At 47.0% G+C, this 21,791-nt stretch carries 12 protein-coding genes; 7 read left to right on the forward strand and 5 right to left on the reverse strand.

Translation table 11 applies throughout. The features are described from left to right. The first annotated feature begins 200 nt into the window (after positions 1-200). From V7S65_RS04630 to V7S65_RS04660, 7 genes are all read left to right on the forward strand, one after another. Complete coding sequence (locus V7S65_RS04630) at positions 201-3,635, forward strand: SusC/RagA family TonB-linked outer membrane protein (RefSeq protein ID WP_336386066.1); 3,435 nt, start codon at positions 201-203, stop codon at positions 3,633-3,635. A 35-nt stretch (positions 3,636-3,670) separates the two neighbouring features. Then, complete coding sequence (locus V7S65_RS04635; protein ID WP_336386065.1) at positions 3,671-5,359, forward strand: SusD/RagB family nutrient-binding outer membrane lipoprotein; 1,689 nt, start codon at positions 3,671-3,673, stop codon at positions 5,357-5,359. Between the two features lie 183 nt (positions 5,360-5,542). Next, entirely contained in the window at positions 5,543-6,139 is a 597-nt protein-coding gene (locus tag V7S65_RS04640; RefSeq protein WP_336386064.1) for an RNA polymerase sigma factor, read from the forward strand. Positions 6,140-6,223: 84 nt separating this feature from the next. Continuing rightward, complete coding sequence (locus tag V7S65_RS04645; protein ID WP_336386063.1) at positions 6,224-7,402, forward strand: FecR domain-containing protein; 1,179 nt, start codon at positions 6,224-6,226, stop codon at positions 7,400-7,402. A gap of 247 nt (positions 7,403-7,649) precedes the next feature. After that, positions 7,650-11,261, forward strand: coding sequence for a SusC/RagA family TonB-linked outer membrane protein (locus V7S65_RS04650; RefSeq protein ID WP_336386062.1), 3,612 nt, complete (start codon positions 7,650-7,652; stop codon positions 11,259-11,261). Between the two features lie 11 nt (positions 11,262-11,272). Further along, the gene (locus tag V7S65_RS04655) at positions 11,273-12,736 is read left to right on the forward strand and encodes a RagB/SusD family nutrient uptake outer membrane protein (RefSeq protein WP_336386061.1); all 1,464 of its coding nucleotides are present in this window, start codon (positions 11,273-11,275) and stop codon (positions 12,734-12,736) included. A gap of 56 nt (positions 12,737-12,792) precedes the next feature. After that, complete coding sequence (locus V7S65_RS04660; protein WP_336386060.1) at positions 12,793-14,229, forward strand: TlpA family protein disulfide reductase; 1,437 nt, start codon at positions 12,793-12,795, stop codon at positions 14,227-14,229. Positions 14,230-14,564: 335 nt separating this feature from the next. Here the strand turns inward: V7S65_RS04660 and V7S65_RS04665 are convergent, their stop codons facing one another. The 5 genes from V7S65_RS04665 to V7S65_RS04685 all read right to left on the reverse strand — a co-directional run bounded on the left by V7S65_RS04665 (position 14,565) and on the right by V7S65_RS04685 (position 21,638). Continuing rightward, positions 14,565-15,059 (reverse strand): hypothetical protein, encoded by a 495-nt coding sequence (locus tag V7S65_RS04665; protein ID WP_079467987.1) that lies wholly within the window; start codon positions 15,057-15,059, stop codon positions 14,565-14,567. A gap of 215 nt (positions 15,060-15,274) precedes the next feature. Continuing rightward, positions 15,275-16,435, reverse strand: coding sequence for a PepSY-associated TM helix domain-containing protein (locus V7S65_RS04670; RefSeq protein WP_336386059.1), 1,161 nt, complete (start codon positions 16,433-16,435; stop codon positions 15,275-15,277). Positions 16,436-16,501: 66 nt separating this feature from the next. After that, positions 16,502-18,850 carry a TonB-dependent receptor gene (locus V7S65_RS04675; protein ID WP_336386058.1) on the reverse strand — a complete coding sequence of 783 codons (2,349 nt, stop codon included), beginning with the start codon at positions 18,848-18,850 and terminating at the stop codon, positions 16,502-16,504. A gap of 205 nt (positions 18,851-19,055) precedes the next feature. Continuing rightward, positions 19,056-20,147 (reverse strand): serine hydrolase domain-containing protein, encoded by a 1,092-nt coding sequence (locus tag V7S65_RS04680; protein WP_079467984.1) that lies wholly within the window; start codon positions 20,145-20,147, stop codon positions 19,056-19,058. A 132-nt stretch (positions 20,148-20,279) separates the two neighbouring features. Further along, entirely contained in the window at positions 20,280-21,638 is a 1,359-nt protein-coding gene (locus tag V7S65_RS04685; protein WP_336386057.1) for an amidohydrolase family protein, read from the reverse strand. Positions 21,639-21,791 lie beyond the last annotated feature (153 nt).

A 21,791-nucleotide genomic window follows, 5' to 3' on the forward strand; every position in this document is an offset into this window, starting at 1 on the left:
AAAAATATCAATGTACAGGACGACCTCCGAAAAAATAGCAGAAACACATTTACGGCATTAAACAATTGACCAGTTCAGCCGTTATAGTTATAAGCAAGTCATTAACAGTTACTGTAATCAACCATCATAAGCAAGTGAACAAATCGCGCAATTCAAATCAGTCAATAGCATAAGTATTATCAACCTTAAAACTCACATGTATGTGGACATGTTTACGTTCCTGCAAACGCGGAGCATTTTCTTTATACCTGATCCTCTGCTGTACTGCTGCAGCCTTTGCCCAAAACATTAAAGTCACCGGAACAATTACTTCCACAAAAAAAGAAGTAATACCCGGTGTTTCTGTATTACTGAAAGGTACTAAAACAGGCAGCGTTTCCGATGCAGCCGGCAACTATTCCATCAACGCACCGGCTAATGGCGTACTGATCTTTAATGCTATCGGCTACCTGCGGCAGGAAATTCCCATTAACAACCAAACCACTATCAATGTTACCGTAGTGGAAGACAACAAACAGCTGGGAGAAGTAGTGGTTACGGCTTTGGGTATTACCAAAGCCAAGAAGAGCCTCGGCTTTTCGGCCACCGAAATCAAAGGCGCCGACCTCGCCATCACCAATGAAGTGAACCCGGTAAATGCCCTGCAGGGAAAAGTAGCCGGCGTGCAGATAGACCAGGGCGCAGGCGGACTTTTTGGAAGTACCAAAATAGTGATCCGCGGTAACTCCACCCTCCGCAATAACAACCAACCCATTTTTGTGATCGATGGCGTGATCGTAGATAATGGTACGTTCAACGGCACCGGGCGCGACTTTGGTAATGATCTGAAAAACCTGAACATGGAAGACTTTGAATCCGTTACCGTACTCAAAGGATCATCCGCTGCCGCGTTGTACGGCTCCCGCGCTATCAACGGGGTAATTCTTATCACCACTAAAAAAGGACATGAAAGAAAAGGTTTAGGCATTAACGTTAGTCAGACGTTTAATGTATTCAAACCTTATTCCGGGCCCGACTTCCAGAACGAATTTGGCGGTGGTACCGTAGGCGGATTCTTCACCGATAACCGCGATCCCAATTATAAACCAAACGAACAATGGAGAACAAAAGTGTTCCCCACCGATCCCAGTTCAGGTAAACCGTATATCGACCGGCAAATTGGACGGGAGCTGGAAAACTGGGGTCCCCGCTTCGCCGGCCAGGATGTGATCAACTACGACGGCACCCCCACCAAATATGTAGCGCAGCCCAATAATTTCCTCGACGCATTCCAAACCGGTCATGGTTCCGCTACCAACGTATCACTCGATGGCGGTAACGACCGATCCACTTTCCGCGTATCCTATACCCGCGACCAGAGCGAAGGTATCGTTGCCAAAAACACCCTGCTTAAAAACAGTGTGGAAGCGCGTGTTACCCACATCATCAATAAATTCCTGAGTGCCGATGTAAGTGCCAACTACACCTACTTCACCGGAAGAAACCCGCCACGGTTGGGTGGTCTCGATGCCTTTGCATCCTATAACTTTGGTAAGTTGTTTACCTGGATCTTACCACGTAACTATGATACAAAGTACTGGATGCAGAAAGAACATTATACCAGCGCACTTGGTGGCGCACCCAACCCGGCAGATCCCAACGAAACCAACAAGTCGCCGGAGTCCCGCTTCTGGTTTAATTTATTTGAAAACGATTATTTCCAGAATGAGCAAACCATTCGCGGTCGTGTAGCCATTACCGCTAAGCTCACCCCCTGGGCAAACCTCGTACTGGAAGGCAACGTGAATAACCTGTACACCAAAAATGAAAACAAGGAACTGGGACAGGGACAGAATTTCACCGGCGGCTTATACGGTCTTGGTCATACAAGTAAAGAAAGCTATTTCTTTAAATGGATGGGTACCATTAATAAAACCCTCACCAAAGATCTTGACCTCAGCGGTTACATAGGCGGTGAAACCCAACGTTTCCAAACTACCTATAACTACAGCGAAACAGTAGGCGGGCTCAGTTATCCCGGCAACTACTTCCTGGCAAACTCCGTAGAGAAACCAAAGGCAGAAGGCGGACTAAAAAGTAAGAAAGCCTTTAACTCTATTTACGCCAGTGTGGACCTGGCCTGGAAGAACCAGTTGTTTGTGCAGGGTACTTTCCGCGGCGACTGGTCCTCCGCGCTTACTTATACCAATGGCAGCGGTAATTATTTTTATCAGTACCCGGCTGTCAGCGTTTCCTGGCTGTTCTCTGAAACCTTTAAACTGCCCGCATGGATTTCCTATGGTAAGTTAAGAGGTAATATCGCCGGACTGGGTAATGATACCGATCCTTTTAATATCAATCCCGGATTTGCGTTTAACGGTTATACCTCCTCCGGTGGACTGGATCTGCCCATCTCTACTTACAGCCGCTATCCCGATCCGCTTACCGGTAAGTTTATTGCACTGGTACCTGATCTGAAACCGGAAAGAAAAGTAGCTAAGGAGCTGGGTATGGAAATGCGCTTTCTCAAAAACAGGGTTGGCTTTGATGTATCTGTTTACCAGGATAATACCAAAAACCAGATCCTCGATATTGGCACCCCGCCGGAATCCGGACTGGAAGGTATTATCATCAACGCCGGAAATATCCAGAACAGGGGATTGGAAGTTATGATAGACGGAACACCGGTGAAATCCAACAGTTTTGAATGGAACACCAGCGTAAACTACTCCCTTAACAGGAACCTCATTAAATCCCTGTATCCCGGCAGAACAGAGTACGACCTGAAAGCCAATGTAGGAGAAATCAGTACCTGGGCTATTGTAGGTAAATCTTACGGTACCCTCCGTACCACCATTCATTCAAGAACATACCAGGCTACAGATGCCAATGGTAACCCGATAGACGATCCCAATAACGGGAAACCGGAACTGGCCTGGCGCTCCGATGCGCGCGCCGGATTCCCCGCCCGCAGCAACACCTTACAGGATGTAGGGGATATCAATGCGAAGTTCCGTGCCGGATGGAGCAATACTTTCCGGTTTAAAAACATTTCGCTGAATGTATTACTGGATGGCAAATTTGGCGGCGACTTCGTATTGCTTACCTATCGCTATGGCACACATACCGGCGTATTGCCCAACACCCTCCAGGGCAGGGATGCCGAACATGGCGGCATTACCTGGACCAGCAAGTATGATCAGCAAACCTACGACGACGGTCTTATTCCCGACGGCGTATTTGCCAAAGGCCAGATGGTAACCATGCCTGATGGCTCACAGGTAAACGTAGGCGGCATGACCTATCAGCAGGCTTATGAAAAAGGATTTGTGGAACCTACCCACGCGCCGCAGTTTTATTATCGCTATGGTTCTTCCTCTACCGGTGTTTCCGATTACTGGATCAAAAAGAATTCCTGGATTTCTTTGAGACAGGTGTCTTTAGCATACCAGTTTTCACCGGCACTCTGTAAGAAGCTGATGCTGAATAATCTTAGCGTGGCGATTGTTGGCCGCGACCTGTTATACCTGTACAATTCATTGCCTTTTAATTACAATCCTGCATCCAACAATTCCAATAACACGGCCTTCTCCGGTGAAGAAGGATTTCTGCCGATGGTACGTTCCATTGCAGGTACCATCAGGGTTGGGTTCTAAGGAAAAATAAATTGTACAAACAAAAAATCAAGATCATGAAAAATACATTTCAATATATAAAAACCGGTTTGTTACTGGCACTGCTGGGCGTTAGTTCGTGTTCTAAAAATTTCGGGGATATCAATACCAATCCAAGTCTTGTTGCCAAGCCGGATGTAAAATTCCTGTTGAGTTATTCGCAGGATAAAATCATTACCTACCAGGGTACAGAATGGGTATGGGAAAGCATGGAACAACTGATGCGTTTTACGCAGCATGTTACTTCCAGTCCCTACGAAATCACCAACAATGTAAACACCCGGTATAATAACTATTACCTGCAGATTTTACCTAATCTCTTTGAAATAAGAAAGCAGGTAGATGCCATGCCGAATAAAGACGAGTACCAGAAGATTGCTATGGTAACCTACGTATTACAGGTGCTTCACGGGCTGAAAGTTACAGACATGAACGGTTCCATTCCTTATTCACAGGCAATTGAAGGCCGTTACCAATCGCAATACGGACCTGTATATGATGAGCAGCCGGCCCTGTTCAACAACTGGCTTTCACAACTGGATGCGGCCATTGCAGTGTTGTCGAACAGTGCGCTTCCCACACAGGTAAGCTACGGTCAGTCGGATATTTTTTATCAGAGCGACTGGATCAAATGGGTGAAGCTGGCCAACACGCTTAAACTTCGTATAGCAGCCAGGTTAGAGAATGCCGATAAAGCAAAATGCCAGGCCGTATTCCAGCAGGTATTAAAAGATCCTATCGGGCCTATTGATGGCGACGATTCACAGGTGAAGTATCTTAACAGCACCTATACGCCCTTTGGCAACGGTGGAGATATCGACTACCGCAGCCGTCGCTATGCCACCACTTCCATTATGGCGTTCCTGAAAAAGAGCGAGGACCCGCGTTTACCGGTGTATTTTGAAAAGAACGACCTGGTAGGCAGCTATAAAGATTCGCTGACCAAATACAACGTTACCTTGCCGGCTTTCATTAATCCAAATGATCCGCTGATCATGTACCAGGGCGGTCCGGCCGACTGGACCACCAATCCCACCGTGGCAGCGTATATCGGAAATGGATTTATTGTAAGTCAGTATACCAAATACAACCTGATATCGCCTATTAACCGCCGGTTCTTTTCTCCCAAGCTCAACTCGGCTACCGGCAACTTCCTGGATGTACCGGTTACCTATGCAGAAACCTGTTTTTATTTAGCAGAGTTTATACAGAAGGGATATGCCGGGGGTGCGGATACCAAAGGAACGGCGGAAGACTGGTATAAAAAAGGCATTACGTCTTCCATTCAAACCATGAATGCGATTGCTGTTGCAGCCGGTTCTACTACGGCTTACACCGGCACCGGGTTAACTGAAATCAATGCTTATCTGAATAATGCGCAGGTGAAATTCAACGGGGTGAATAACCTTGAACGGATTTACATACAGGCTTACCTGAGCATGTACCGGCAAGCTAATGAAGCCTATGTATTTTGCAGGCGCACCGGTTATCCAAAAACGGGTTCTGCTTACTATGGCAGGGAAACCTTTAATGAGCTGATACCACGCCGGTTCTGGCTTACAGATCCCGGTGAAGTAAACAGGGCTAACTGGAATACCGCTATGCAGCAACAGGGCTTTACGCCCAATGCGCAGGATTTGCCTACACTGAGTTCGCAAAGGATCTGGTATGATAAACAGGCGCCGGAGTTTGGAAAGGGATTGTAAAGAGAAGGAAAGGGGTGTTTCAGAAGAGACACCCCTTTTTTATTGCAACAAAAAAATAAAGTAAGCCGGATACCTGATGAGTAAACATTCCCACAATTCCTTAATATTGCGGAACGGGTGAGGCAAGCACTAAACTATCTCCCTGTCTGTGCCTTTTAATTAAATAGTTTTAAACCGATTTATTTGCCGGATATTCCTTTATATGCTGAGAAGGAGCTGCTTACAGGTATCGCAGTTGGCGATCAACAGGCTTTTGCGCAGTTATACCGGCATTACTGGAACGAGGTATACCACCTTGCGCTCTCCTTCCTGAAATCGCCTGCACAGGCGGAAGACACTATCCAGGAAGTATTTGTAAAACTCTGGCATAAAAAAGAAACGCTTCCGGCCCTGCAGGAGTTCCGTCCTTATTTTATGGTGATGGTGCGTAATGAGATCATCAATACTTTGCGCAGGAATCACCGTCACCTGCTGATCCAGGGCATGGAACCGGTTATTGCCGGCACAGCGGAATCTCCGCAGGAAGCGCTCATGAACAGCAAAGAAGCCACTGTGCTGGTAAAGGAAGCGCTAAGCAGCCTGCCGGCCAGGCAACAGCAGATCTTTAACCTCAGCCGTGAACAGGGCCTCACACACGAACAGATCGCCCAACAAATGCAGGTGTCCAAAAAAACGGTCGCTAACCTCATTACCCTTACCCTGAACCATATCCGCGGCCATCTTAGCCGGCAGGGATATCTTCCGGAACTGCTTTTCCTGGTCATTATCTGCCAGGGATAAAAAAAGTATTTTTTTTTCGGGAGTACTGCTATTTATTTCCGTGGTATATGTACACGGATGTGCAGGAACCATAATCATACATTCATGAACACGTCATTTGTTGCACTAATAGAAGCTTATCTCACAGATTCGCTGACTCCCGGACAGGAGACAGCATTTATTGCTATGCTGGAAGATCCTGCCAACCGTGATATACTGGACAGATTTATAGCAGAAAAAGCGGCAACGCAATTATTAACCGGGGAGGAGGATGTTGACCGCAGGGAGAAGAGCCTGCTGGCCCTGCAGGATAAACTGCAACAGGCAGATCCCCCGGTTCGCCGCCTTCGTGTTCTGCGCAGATGGGGATGGGCCGCCGCATCACTCCTGCTTATCCTTGCAGCAGGAAGTTATTTCCTGTTATCCGATTCATCCCATATGCCGCGTGTATCGCAGGACCTCCGGCCTTTGCCACAAATTACACCCGGGAAAAACGGGGCAGTGCTTACGCTGGCAGACGGTTCCCGGGTTGTGTTAGACAGCTTGGGTAACAGCGTTATTGCTAGTCAGAATGGAACACAGGTAGTATTAAAAGACGGCCAGCTGGCATATCATCCCGGCGGACAAGCAACGGCGGAAGTACTATGGAATACCATGACTACGCCACGGGGAAGGCAATTTAAAATTATTCTTCCGGATGGCACAACGGTATGGCTGAACGCAGCCTCTTCTATCCGTTATCCTACAGCCTTCAGTGGATCGGAGAGAAGAGTGGAGGTAACCGGAGAAGCTTATTTTGAAGTGGCAAAGAATGAGCAGATGCCCTTTCAGGTAAGCATTAATCATGAAGCGGAGGTGCAGGTGCTGGGAACAGAATTTAATATCAACGGCTACACGGATGAACCTATGATAAAAACTACCCTGCTGGAAGGAAGTGTGAGGATTGTAAAAGGAAAGAATACCAGGATCCTGAAACCGGGGGAACAGGCGCTCATCCATGCTGCCGATAGCTCCGATGCGGAAATTGGAGTGATGGCAGGCGAGGCAGAAAAGGCCGTTGCCTGGAAAAAAGGAATCTTCAATATGGAAGGTGTAGAAACCGCAGCATTTATGCGGCAGCTTTCCAGGTGGTACGACCTGGAGATTGTGTATAAAGGACCGGTGCCTGAAAGAACGTTTCATGGAAAGCTTGGAAGGGATCTTCAGCTGTCACAAATACTGGAAGTGCTTTCACAATTTAATATACGGTATAAACTGGATGGGAAAGTTTTAACGATAGAATAAAATCACCATTAAAAATAAATAACAATGAAGTAAAACCAGTCCAGGTCTGGAAAAAAGAACCGGAAGTGTTTGCAGCACTTCCGGCGGATAGCTCCGGTTGATCCTGGAAACAATTTGCATTGCTCAATACAAGACTGCTTTATTATCAACCAAAAACCGTTACGAAAGTATGCAATTTACTGCTATTTGTAACCGGACGTCATTTCTATTGGCTTATTTCCGGTTTTCATGCTCAACACTGCGAGTTATGAGGCTAACTGCTTTTATTCTTTTATTTTTTTGCCTGCACATATCGGCAAAAACCTATTCCCAGAAAGTTACCATTACCGGGAAAAATTTAAAACTTGAAAAAATCCTGGCGCTGGTTGAACAACAGACAGGATTTATTGCGCTGTATGATGAAGAGGTGCTGAAAACGGCTAATCCTGTTACAGTAGCCGCCAACAGCCAGCCGCTCGACTTATTTCTAAAGGATATTTTCAAAGGGCAACCTGTTGGATATTCCATTAAAAATACGTCTATCATTATCAGCAAAAACACTACACCTGTTCCCAGGATGCTTTATGTCCCACCTGTTACGGGCATTATCCGCAGTGTTTCAGGAGAGCCATTGCAGGGCGTTTCTGTTCAGGTAAAAGGAACTTCTTATGGTACTATGACGGATGCTGCCGGAAAGTTTTCACTCAGCGCGAAAGAAGGAGATGTATTAACTATTTCCTATGTGGGATTTCTTGGATTGTCTGTGAGTGTAACCGGTTCGGGAGGTGTAATACTGATTTCAGCAGAACGGCAGGGACAAAAAGGAGAAACGCAATCTTCCCTGTTAAATAGTGCGGAAGGACTTGTGATCCACCTGTCGCCATCCGTAAGTCAGCTGGAAGTGGTGACCGTTAATACCGGTTATCAACAAATTTCAAAAGAAAGAAGCGCCGGTGCGTATTCCATTCCTGATCTGAATATTGTAAGGAACCGCAGTTCCAGTATGAATATTTTGCAAAGACTGGATGGCCTGGTGCCTGGTTTGGTGATCAACAATTCGCCCGGCGCAGCGAGGGATGGAAGCACTTTCCAGATACGCGGACTCACCACTATCAATGCGGATAAAAACCCTTTGTATGTGGTAGACGGAATGCCGATGACAGACCTGTCTTCCATTAATCCGCAGGATGTTGCCGATATCAGCGTGCTGAAAGATGCTACCGCTGCCTCTATATGGGGGGCAAGGGCCTCCAATGGGGTGATTGTAGTGACCACCAGGAAAGGCGTTAACAGCCGGAAAATAAAAGTGGACTATGATGGTTTTATCAGCTTACAGGGAAAACCGGATATTGATTATTTCCCGGTATTAAACAGCCGGCAATACATCCAGGCATCGCGCGAAACCTTTGATCCCGCAGGATGGCCTTATAGTAATGCTACCGCCTACAATCCTGCAATGGCTAATCATGTAGGGCTGAGCCCCGACAGGCAGATCCTGTACGACATGTCGCGGGGCGCGATATCTACCGGCCAGGGGAATGCAAAACTGGACAGCCTGGCGGGGATCAGTAATCTCAGCCAGATGGAAGATATCTGGTATCGCCCGGCCAGCCTGATGAATCATACTGTTTCCGTATCAGCCGGCAGTGAGAAGTATACTTTTTATGGCTCTGTGGCTTACACCAATAAAACAGACAACACACCAGGCAATCGTGATAATACCTATAAAATAAATACCCGACAGGATATCAGCTTCAATAAGCATATCAAAGTATTTGTGATTGCAGATCTTACCAACCAGTTAACATCTGCTCACAGGGCTGTTTCACCGGATAACCGCTTTTTACCTTACCAGTTGTTCAGGGATGCTGCCGGCAAAAATATTTCCATGTCGTATATGGGATACCTGAGCGATGAAGCCAGGGCCGATGCTTCCGCCAGAAGCCGGATCAACCTGGACTACAATCCGTTGGATAATATAAATACCGGCTTTACAAAAAGTAATGGTTTTGTTGGCCGTATTAATACAGGGATCACTATCAATCTTCTGAAGGGACTGCGTTTTGAAGGAATGTACGGATACATTAAAGGAAACAACAGAACTACGCTATATGATGATAATACTAATTATCAGCAGCGTATTAACATCGTTAATTTTACGGTAGCCAGTACTCCTTCCGCCACACCGGTGTATTACCTGCCAACCAAAGGCGGTCAATATACCGTTTCAAACATTCACCAGGATAACTGGATAGTGAGAAATCAGCTGGTATATGACCGCAGCTGGCAGAATACCCGTCACCAGTTTACCGCTTTAGCCGGGCAGGAGGGGCAGAGCCAGAAAAACATCCTCAATAGCAACATGCTGTATGGCTATGACCTTAATCTTCAAACCTATTCCCTGCTGGATTATAGTACACTTACTACCACTGGTGTTAAATCGCCGGTGCTGCCGCTGTTATCTTCCGGTTCTTTTCTAAATGGCAGTACGCTTTTCAACCAGTCGGAAATTGAAACCAGGTTTACTTCTTACTATATTAATACAGCGTATACTTTTAACAGGAAATATTCCATCAATGCCGCCTGGCGTAATGATCAGAGTAACCTGTTTGCCCAGAACAAATCCGCCCAGCGAAAGCCGGTATGGAGCGTGGGCGCCAAATGGGACCTGTGCAACGAACCTTTCTTTGAAACCGTAAAAGGAGTGAACAGTCTTTCCCTGAGAGCGACTTATGGCATTACGGGAATTTCCCCTACGCCGGGCAGTGCCGCTTCCTTTGACGTGCTGGCGCCGGTTGCAGCTCCCAATGCTCCCGGCGGACAGGGACTCTTCGTAGCAACAGCGGCTAACCCGCGTCTTACCTGGGAAAGCACCAAAACTTTTAATGTAGGTATTGACTATGCCGTACTGGGCAGCCGCCTGGTGGGCTCGGTAGACCTGTACCAGAAAAAAACATCCAACCTCCTGGGTAACCTCCCGGTAAACCCGCTTACAGGCTATACCACCATTTTCGGGAACATCGGAGATATCACCAATAAAGGAATAGAACTGTCGGTCTCCTCTGCCAATATCACGAAAAGGGATTTCAGCTGGGTCACCATATTGACCATGTCTTATAATAAGAATGAAATAAACAACCTGGTGCAGAAAGTACCTGTTATTACAGGTGCGCAGAAAATTGCACAGAACTACCTGATGGGCTATCCTGCCTTTGCTGTTTTTGCCTACAATTTTGCAGGGCTCGACGAGCTGGGTGATCCGCTCGTAAAGCTGTCGGATAAAACAGTAACAAAAGGAGTGGCGGCAGTGCAGGCGGATGATGTGCTATATATGGGCGTTTACCAGCAACCCTGGAGCGGCGGCTTATCCAACAGTTTTCGCTATAAGGCATTGTCGTTGAATGTAAATATTATTTATAACCTGGGGCATGTAATGTTCAGGGATGCTAACACTGTTTACTCCGGCTATGGCTTTATCAATAACCAGGATTTCCATTCCGGTAACCTGAATGCAGAATTTGCCAATCGCTGGAAACAGCCTGGAGATGAGGCCAAAACAAATGTTCCTTCATTTGTGAGCAGTGAATCTGCCGCTACATCACGTCGTAATACGAATTATTATGTGTACGGTAATCTCAACGTAGTTGATGCTTCCTATGCCAAAATAAGGGACATCACCTTGTCGTATGCCATGCCCGTTTTTATTGTTAAAAAGTTGCATGCAGAGCAACTGTCGTTCCGGTTGCAGGTATCTAACCTGATGTTGTGGAAAGCCAATCATGACAACATAGATCCCGAGTTCCAGGATGCCAGGTTTGGCTACAGATCTGTGCGTACCAATCAGGGAGCCATCACCATCGGCGCTCATTTAACACTATAAAAATTACTAAAATGTTGCGTGTAAATAAAAGTATCCAAAAGCTATTACCCGGACTGCTGTTAGTTGTGGGGCTGGGCGCCTGTAAAAAAGATTTTCTTGAAATCAATCCTAAAGGGAAACTGATTGCTGAAAAAACAGCAGACTATAACCTGCTTTTAAATGGCAATAGTCTTTCCACTACTTCATTGTTCCCTCAGTTTGTTTTGGGAGACGAAGTAGCTGCGGCAACGCCCTATTTTGCCGGCGCTAATTCCATATTAAGCGATGAGAAGGCTTTCAGATGGGAAGACGATCTGTATCTTCCATCAGACAACAACTCGGAGTTAACAACACTCATGAGAAGTGTGTATGTATACAACAAGATCATCAACGAAGTGATGGATTCGCAGGAGGGAGAAGAGGCGCAGAAACAATCTATCATGGCCGAAGCATTGGGTGGCAGGGCATGGTGTTATTTTATGCTGATCAATTATTACGGTAAGCCGTATAATGCCGCTACTGCTGCTACAGACCTGGGTGTACCCAAAGTTACAGCAGCTGACGTAACGCAAACAAAGTTTACCCGTGCAACAGTGAAAGAGATCTATGATTTTATTATTGATGACCTGACCCGTGCATTGCCCTATCTGCCTGCGCAGCTTACCAACCGCACCCGGATGTCGAAAGCTGCGGGAGAGGCATTGTTGGGTAAAGTATATGTGTTCATGGGGCAATTCGACAAAGCGCTCACCCATCTTGATGCTGCTGTAAATGATTTATCAGGCGCCAGTATACCGGTAGGATTATACGATTTTCAGAAAGAATTATCTGCAGGAGGCGCTTTTACACCTGTCAGCCCATTCCTCGGGCCGGCCAGAAGTAACCTGTACAACGACCAGGAGGCGCTTTATCTCCGGCAGTCGTTCAATTACTATAGTCAATACCTGTCTGGTGTTGTAATCAATTCTGCAACGGCTTCGCTATACACTGCCGGTGATTTCCGGTTACAGTTTTTATCTTCTTATCCCTTACTGGTGTTTACAGAAACGTATCCAAAAGGAATGCTGAGAGGATACGGAAGAGGATTCACTAACCTGGGGGCAAGTGTGCCTGATATCTACCTGTTAAGGGCAGAATGTAAGGCCCGGCTCAATAATGTTGCCGGAGCAGTTACAGATATGGAAGCTTTCAGGCAAAAAAGAATGCCGGCTGCTGAAGCTGTTATTCCTGCCGCTGTTGCTGCAAATCAAATTGCACTGACAAAATTTATCCTGGAAGAAAGAATCAGGGAGTTTGCATTGGAAGGATACCGCTGGTTTGATATGCGCCGTCTTTCTGTTGATCCTGTTTATAAATCAACGGTAGGCAGTACCCACATTGTTTATAACATGAGCGGGGTACTCCAGAATACGTATACATTAAAATCTGAACGGCTTACACTTCGTTTCCCGCTATATATTATTAACAGTAACCCTGGTATGGAGCAAAACCCTTAGCCGCCACAGGAAAGGCTTTATATCTTTTTAAATAACAGTAATATAAATATAATCAAATGAGAAAATTATTTTTCATCTGCCTGCTTAGTGTCGCGTCAGTGGGATTACAGGCACAGAAAAAAACAATAATCATCGCAAAAGTAGATGGCCTTGAAAAAGATACGGCATCATGGGGTATCCGGGGCTTTGATTATTCAGTGTATCCGCAGGTAGAAACGCATCTTACCGCTAAACCCGGAAGTGATCATAAAGTGAAGTTTCAGTTTGATCTCACCCGCCCGCTGGAGATAACGTTTTATACCAACCATACGTCGGTGGCGGTTTTTGTGGAGCCCGGCGATAGCCTGGAACTGGGTTATGATGCCGAAAAAAAAGATTCCACTCTTACTTTTAGCGGTCCAAAGGCAAAAAATTCTGAAGTATTAAATAAGCTGAATAATATTTTTACAACAGACTGGAATAAACTCGACAGCACCACCACACCAAATAGTTTTACTGCATTTTACAATAATGTATATGCCAAACAAGAGGCCCTGTTAGCGCAAAATAAGAAAGTACTTAGCCCTGCTTTTTATAACTATGCACAGGCTTCTGACTATGCTTATAATTTATCAGGATTGATCAGCGTTCCAGGGCTTTTGCAGATGGTTAAGCAAAAAAAGAAATCTGATTGGTTGCCTTCCGGTTACTGGTCGTACGTCAATAAAATTAAACTGGAAGAAAAATGGCTCGTTAATCCAAACTATAGGAAATTACTTAATTATTCCTATCCTTCCCTGCTGCTGGATAAAACCCGGATGGACCAGCACAAATTTGATGAGCCGATGGACAGAGGTGATAAATTATTGAGTATATATGAAATCCAGAAAGAAAAGTATAAGAAGTATCCTGCCATTATGGAAAGGGTGTTACCGTGGGCTATGGAAAATTTGCTCAATAGCGCTACGGATGTCAGCGCCCGGAAAGGTGTACTGGATGACTATCTCGAAAATTACAGTAAAAGTGATGCAGGAGGCACTGCCCTGAAAGCCTTGTATGGCAGGCTGGCAGCTGTTAGTGTAGGACAGGTGCCGCCAGCTTTCACCATAAAGGACCTGACAGGAAAAGATGTTTCCCTGGCCGATTTTAAAGGTAAAGTGGTGTACATCGATTTCTGGGCCAGTTGGTGCGCTCCCTGCAGGGCGCAGATGAAGGAAGCTGCACCTGCATTGCACAAGCGGTTTGAAGATAATAAGGACGTAGTATTTCTCTACATCAGTATAGATGAAAATGCCAATGCCTGGAAAAAAGCAATTGATGATGACAAGATAGAAGGTATACACCTGTTGTCTGACAACGGCGGAAAAGGGCGCGTGGCGCAATTGTTCAATATCAGCGGTGTGCCGCGTTATATGATCATTGATAAGCAGGGAAAAGTATTTGATAATGATGCTCCCCGGCCAAGTGAAGAGAAAACAGTAACAAGAATAAACGATGCCCTTAAAGCTTCCTGATGAAATAATAAAGGGACTGGTGTTTTTGTACCAGTCCCTTTTATAGATGTTTCTTACTTCTCCGATACTTCTTGGATACTTCTCAGATACTTAGGACTCGTCTATGTGTCGTATTCCCTATACAGTTCCCATACAGTCCCTATACACTCCCCATACTGTTCCCATACACTCACCATACACTCACAATACACTCCCCATACACTCCCCATACACTATGGCCGGTTCCGACCGGTACGGATTACGACATAATCCGGCAAAAAGCGGCAAAAACGGCATGTTTATTTTTATGCACTTCCACCGATGCGTAATTTCGAATGGATAATTTGTCCGGGTAGTTACAAAGTAGCCGCTATCCTGTTAACGGTTTCTTTCAATGCTGTTAAAGAAGTGGTACTGGTCACCTTATTTACTTTCATCCTGATAATTTTATCTTTCTTTCTTACCATGATCAGCTGGAAGTTGTTGCTGTCGCTTTGAAAGAAGCCTTCGTCGCCGGTATTGTTGAGCAGCTGGATGTTGCCGTTGCGGCGGTTATCATCGAGGATGCCGGTATAAGTTTTTTGCGCGGCAGCTACAGACCTGTACTGTTCGTAGTTGTAGTATACATGACCGGTTTCCCCGGAAACAGGGTCCGATTCCACAGCCGTAAAAGCACAGCGGTACTTCAGGGCGTCGCGCTCTTGTTTTTCCGACTTCAGGGTGAGCAGTGCGCTCTGGCCCAGTATTTTTGCGGCATCTGTGGGAGTGAGGTAGAAGTAGGGAACGGTATCTGCGGCAAAGCCTGATGAAATCAGGGGAAGCAGCAGGAACAGAAAGAGCAGTGTTTTCATAACGGTATCAGTTAAGTGGGAATTTACACGGTTGCTACTTTTCTTGTATCACAATGTCTTATTCAGACAAGTGCTGAGGCGTCTTATTATTCGTTAATGAAGTTACAACTTCCTGTTTGATAAGACTAAAAAGATTCACCAATAACGGACATTTTTCCAGTTTAAGAAGATGTAGGTTACTGGTCTTTTTAAACTGGAAAAATGAGCGACCCGGATCAACGTGGTGCAGTATGGAAATTTTTGACGCCTTCTTTTTTTATGGGACGCCTGGGTGTTGATTTCTTCTTTCTTCCCCACCAGATGAGGAAGCCGGTAACGGGCAAAGAAGCGGCTATCAGGGCGGCAAAGAACATCAGGATCCGCCCGGGGAGCCCGGCGATGCTGCCCACATGGATGTCGTAGTTCATGCGCACGGCTTTTTCTGCCACGGTTGCGTCTTTGTACTTACCAAGATAAGGAGGGGTGATTTCCCGGCCGGTATGCTGATCGAAATAGAGGTAGTCTGCGTTATAAAACTGGTGGCGGCTGGGATAGGCCCTGGCAATGATAACTGCAGAATCGTTGGCGGGCATGGAAATACTGTAGCCTGCGGCCTGCGGGTAACGGGCCATGAAGGTGGCAAACACCTGGTTGATGGCGGTGCTGTCTTTCACCGGCGCATGATTATCGGACTTCGCGGGTACTGCGCCCGGTCTTTTTTGGCCACCGCTGAATACCCAGAACTCTGCCTGCGCCATCCAGGTGAAGCTCCATACCAATCCCGTTAATGCGGCGAAAACAACGATCCAGCTGGCGTAAAAACCCAGCACATTATGGAGGTCATAGTTCAGCCGTTTTGGCGAAGCATCCAGCTTGATGCGGAAGCTGACTTTCCGGCGTCCTTTGTTGCGCGGCCACCACAGCACAATGCCTGTTACGAGCATCAGAAAGAAAACCAGTGTACTGTATCCGACTATCGCACCGCCGATGTCGTGAGGCAGCCACAGGTACATGTGGCCGTTCAGGATAAAATGAAAGAATTCATCGTCGCGGTTGAGCACCTTCTGCACCTGGGCCGTATAGGGGTTTACGTATACGTTGTAGTAGTGATACGGTTTCTTTTGGAAGAACTGGACTACGGCGGCTTTGTCTTTCCCCTGGTACAGGATGCGGAACGCCTTTTCTCCGCCCATACTGGCTTCTCCCGCTGCGCGGATGGCGGTTACTGACTGGAACGGGCGGTTCTGCGGGGTTACATGGTGATAGGGCGCTGTGTATGCAGACAATTCCGGTTCCCAGGAGTAGATGGCGCCGGTAATGGAAATGATGAATACAATGATCCCGGAAATGAGTCCCAGCCAAAGATGCAGCCAACCGAATATTTTTTTGATGCGCATGTGTTAAAATATAAAATGAAAGCACAGCGAACCGTGCTTTCATGGATGTATGAATGGTTGGAAGTCCTATAATTTGATCACGAGGTTTACCGCGTAATTGCGTGGCGGTTGCGGCTCGCCCCACGGGCCCCAATACATGGTATTTGAAACGTTATCCAGCTTTATGCCGATGCGGTAACCGGGCCGGTCGTAGAACACGGTGCTGTTTACCAGCGCATAGGCAGGGAAGAATAATGTATTGGCGTCATCAAAAGGAGTTTCGCTGTTGTAAAACACGCCGCCGCCGATGCCCAGGCCCTGTAGTTTCCCTTTCACCAGCCGGTAGCTGATCCAGGTGTTGGCCATGTGTTTACCGCCGGAGCGCGCAGGCCGTTTGCCCACGTTGGCACTGGCTTTGGTGATCTCGCTTTCATTGAAGCCGTAACCGGCTGTAATGTTGAGGCCAGGGAATGGGTTGGCGATCACTTCGGCTTCAAAGCCCTTGCTTTTCTGCGTTCCATCCTGAATAGAGAAGGCCGGGTCTTCAGGATTTGAGCGCAGCTTATCGGTTACGCTGATGTCGTAAGCGCTGAGGGTAACGTTTAATTTGCTCTGCAACAGCTCTGCTTTCATGCCGCCTTCCCATTGATTGGCCTGCTCCGGTTTGAAGAGGTTGCCTTGTTTATCCGTTTGGGCGCTGTAAGTAAAGCCGTTCTGGTAGTTGGCGAAAACAGACAGCTGGTCTTTGATCAATTGGTATACCGCACCGAACTTGGGAGAGAAAGATGATTTGCTGTAACGGCCGGTTACATTGCCGTTCAGCAGGTTGGTGGTACCCTGGTTATCCACCTTATCCCAGCGAAGACTTAGCATAAGCAGCAGGCGATCCGTAAAATTGATCACATCTGAAGCGTATACGCCGTAGCGGTCAAGATGACTTTTGTAGAAGTTATTCGCCTGGGCAGTGGGAGTAGGGAACAGCGGATAAATTTTTTCCATCATCAGGAAACTGGTGGGTGCAGCAGCGCTCACGGTATCGAGGATGAAGCGGGAAGTATAGGTTGGCTGGGTGATATCGGCCAGGTAATCCAGTCCTACCAGTACGCGGTGTTTGATTGAACCGGTATGGAAAGTACCATTTAGGTTCTGCTGGAGCTGGATGGTATTGTAGTTGTGGCTATACTTCTGAAGCTGACGGGTAATGCTGTCTGTGCCGGGCCGCCAGGTGCCGGTGAACTGGTATTGTTCGCGGGCATTCACGCCGCCGGTGGAGAATACGGTGGTAGTGTTCCAGTTGTTGTTGATTTTATAATTCATTTGTGCGAACACGTTATAACCGGGGAAAGTAGATATAAGGTCGTTCGTGTAATAGGTGCGTTTGTAGTACTTGCCCATCGCTTCCTTGTAATCAGTAACGCCGGCAGCGGGATTGAGGTAAGCGATCGATGGGGTTCCGCGGTTGCGGAATGTTTCAAGGTCTACCAGGAAGCTTAACCGGTCATTGGCCTGGTAAGAGAAGGCGGCCGACAGGAAATAATTTCTTTTGAAGCCTGCTTCCTGGAAGCTTTCCTGGGCATGCCTGCCGAAGTTCACCCGCAGCAGGGCTGTTTTTTCCTTGTTCAGCGGCGCATTCAGGTCGACAGTGATGCGATTCAGGTTATAACTTCCCGCGGTCAGGCTAACGTCTGTTTTAAAGGTGTCGAAAGGTTTCTTGGTCACGCGGTTCACCAGTCCGCCGTATGATACCGCGCCGGTGCCAAACAGAGTGCCGGAAGGGCCTTTAATCACTTCAATCCTTTCCAGGTTGGATACGTCTACCGTTACCAGCTGGTTGGCCGTCATGCCATTGCGTATGAAGTTCTGCGTACGGAAACCACGGATAATAGTGGAGGTACGGCCGTTGCCCACTGTTTCAGTGGAATTCACACCCGCAACGTTTTTGATGGCATCTTTATAATCCACGATCACCTGCTCCTGCATTAGTTCGGATCCTACGATGCTGTATACCTGCGGATTTTCCAGGTTCTTCAATGGCATGCGCGCTACGTAATCCGTTTCTTTCTTCGCAAATTTATTACGCCCGCTTGCCACGATTACTTCCTGCAGGTTTTGCCTGGAAGTACTGAGCTGGAAATCCACTTCCGCCGTTTGTCCTGCTGTTACGGTCACCGGCCGGCTGATCACATCACGACCGGTTATAAAGGCTTCCACAACATATGTTCCGGGAGTAATATTGCGGAGTGTATACGTTCCGCTTTCGTTGCTGGTAGTTTGTTTACGGGAATCTTTCAGACGAAGGCCCACACCGGGAACCGGTGTGCCGTCTTCCACCGTAACGCGGCCTTTGATGGCGCCGTGCGCCGGATTCTGCGCCTTAACAGCCGTGTTCAACAAGGCTGAGAACAGGCATGCCATTGCCAATGCAATAACTCTCATGGTCAGTTTTTAATATTTAGGAGATAGGGGAAATGCTACAATAGACGAACATCGTGTTGCAAAGGTAGCAGGCAGGGGCGGGGCACAGGAATCGAATCGGGAATTTGGTTTATGCAATCGGGAAAAATAACGGTAACAGGGGTACGGACTAAATAAAGATCCCTATAAAGAAGACCGTTTACTTCTTTATAAGGATCTTTTACTTTTACTCCAATCCTTCAAATATCTTTCCTGCGGCTACACTCAACGCATCTTGTGCAGTGCGGTCCGCTTCGTTCGTTAATATCACAATGCCGGTATTCTTTTCAGGATATACCACGCAGTAACTGGAAAATCCAAATGTACCACCGCTTTGCCAGATCCTTCTTATACCGTTGCCGGTTTTGTTCATCTGCCAGCTTAAACCCATGGCATAGCTGTTGATGTCGCCCCAGGCGGGTTGATGTGTTAATTTCACTACCGGGTTACTTTCATCGGTGTGTAAACGGATGTATTGCAGCATGTCGGCTACAGAAGAATAAATACCACCGGCAGCCAGCAACATCGGCGGATTGTAGGGCATGATACGGCCCTGCTGATTATAGCCTTTTGCGGCATCATCCGGAAGCGACGCCGTAGTGTATTTCATGTGCTGCGGGCGGGTAATATATTTTCTCACCAGTTCTGCGTACGACATTCCGTATATGCGTTCCAGTATGAATCCAAGTAGCTGCGCGCCTGCGTTGGAATATTTGAAATGATAACCGGGAACGGTATCCAGTTGTACCTGGTGAAGATCATTAAGAAATGCCCCCATAGAATAATCGTGCTGCAAACTATCGATGACACCCGGAATGGAATCATCGGGGCGCTGGAAAAGATCACGATGGTCGGGCAGCATGAAGGGCAGGCCGGAAACGTGTGCGATCAGGTGTTTCAGCTGGATTGCACGTCCTTTGTATTGCAGGTTGGGATAGTCTCCGTTCAGGTAAAAACGGATGTCATCATCCAGTTTCACTTTTTTAGCTGTTACCGCTTTTGCCAGTAAATAGCCGGTAAATGTTTTGGAAACAGAACCAATTTCATACGGTGTGTTAGGAGCGGGGAGTGTTGTTTTACTGTAACGGTAGATATAGGTTTGTCCGCCGGTATATACTCCTACTTCCGCACTCACGCGGGCATTGTTCTGCATAAACACGGAGAGCGCAGATTGTACCAGGCTGTCCACTTTTGTTTTATGAAGATTATCAGTTGTTACCTGCGCCTGCGTAAGAAGTGTTGATAAGCATAAAAGGAATGCCGGGATAAATTGTTTCATGGTTGTTTTTTGAAAACATCTTATCCTAAGAGAGTGCCATTTGGCACAGCATTCACTGTTATCTTCTTATGTATTTAAAAATAAAAATACTTGTATCAAAAATGAACACCCGGTGTACGCAGGCGTACTACACTATGGTTGCAGCGGACCTTTACTTACTTCTTCGCCTGCTTTGTATACTGCTGCTATTTTCCGCGTGTTCTTAATATCCTGTGCGGGGTTGGCATCCAGGATAATCAGGTCTGCGGTTTTACCTTTTTCGATGGTGCCATAGTGGCGATCTTTTTTCAGGGCAGCAGCAGCATTTTTAGTGGCAATGGTGATAGCCTGTAAGGGAGTGAGTCCGGCCTGTACGAGCAGCTCCATTTCAAGGTGTTCGGAGAATCCCTGTGTACGTACCGGTTGTGCGCCGGAGTCGGTGCCCAGCGCTACAATGATGCCGGCATCTGCTATTCTCTTTACATTTTTCATCGCTGTTTCAAACGCATGCAGGTTCCGTTGGTAGGAGGGGGAGTTCTTCAACTTATCCTGGTAGGCGGGCGAAGTAATCATTTCATACACGCCGGGTTCCAGCGATGCTTTGAAGAAAGGATCATTGATCCACTCCGGCTTACGGGCATAGATATACGCATATTCATCCAGTGAAAGGGTGGGGATGTAAATGATGCCTTTTGCTTTCATCTGTTGTAGTAGCGCTGCGTCAATTTCCTGGTCGCGGATGCTGTGTGCAATGATGTCCAGTCCGCTGGCAACGAGATTCTTCGCATCTGCGAGGTAGTAAAGATGTGACGCCACCGGGATATGATGTGTATGTGCACGGGTAATAAGCGCCTTGTAAATAGCAGGGTCCATTTTGGGAGTTGATCCGCCAAAATCATCTACCCACATTTTTATTACCGTTGGCTTTACCAGCGATACGCTATCCAGTTGTGCAGTAGCCTGTGTCACCGTAGCAGGATGATACACATACTTCATCGGCGGACCACCCTGCGCTGCCGCAAATCCATAACCGGCGGAAAACAGCCGGGCGCCCGGTAATAAACCATTTACAGAAGAGTCGCGTAATCCGGAAGTGAAAAGCATCGGCTGATCAGATCCCATCACCAGTATGTTAGTGATGCCATAGTCCGCGTACTTTTTCAGTTGTGATAATATGTTTTCGCGTGTGTATGGATTGCTGTTGTTATCGTTTCCTTTCATCATGCCAATATGCACGTGGCTGCTGGTGATAGCGGGCATAACGGTTTTGCCTTTGCCATCAATCACCGTAGCGCCGCCGGCTGGTAAATCCCTGCCGGTTGCGGCAATTTTGCCATCTTTGATGAGAATATCTGTATGCTCCGCAGGGGCGCCACCGTTGCCATCGATGAGGGTTACGTCCTTTAACAGGATGGCTTTAACAGGAGGTGTTGGCTGGAAGGCAGCCAGCGGGAAGAGGGCGAGGAGGAGTAACAGGTAGTTTTTCATAGCATTAATGTATATTAAAGACATGATAAAGATACTTATAAAAACAGGAGGGTTTTTTATAGTTACCTTGTTATTTGCATCCTGCTTTTCTAAGGATTGGCGATTACGAAAACAAAAAGAAACATGGAACAGGCGGGTGAAGGAGTACCACGAAAAAGACAGCCTGAACAAGCTGGC

Source organism: Chitinophaga sp. CCNWYY40, assembly GCF_037483205.1.
GTDB classification, from domain to species: domain Bacteria; phylum Bacteroidota; class Bacteroidia; order Chitinophagales; family Chitinophagaceae; genus Chitinophaga; species Chitinophaga ginsengisegetis.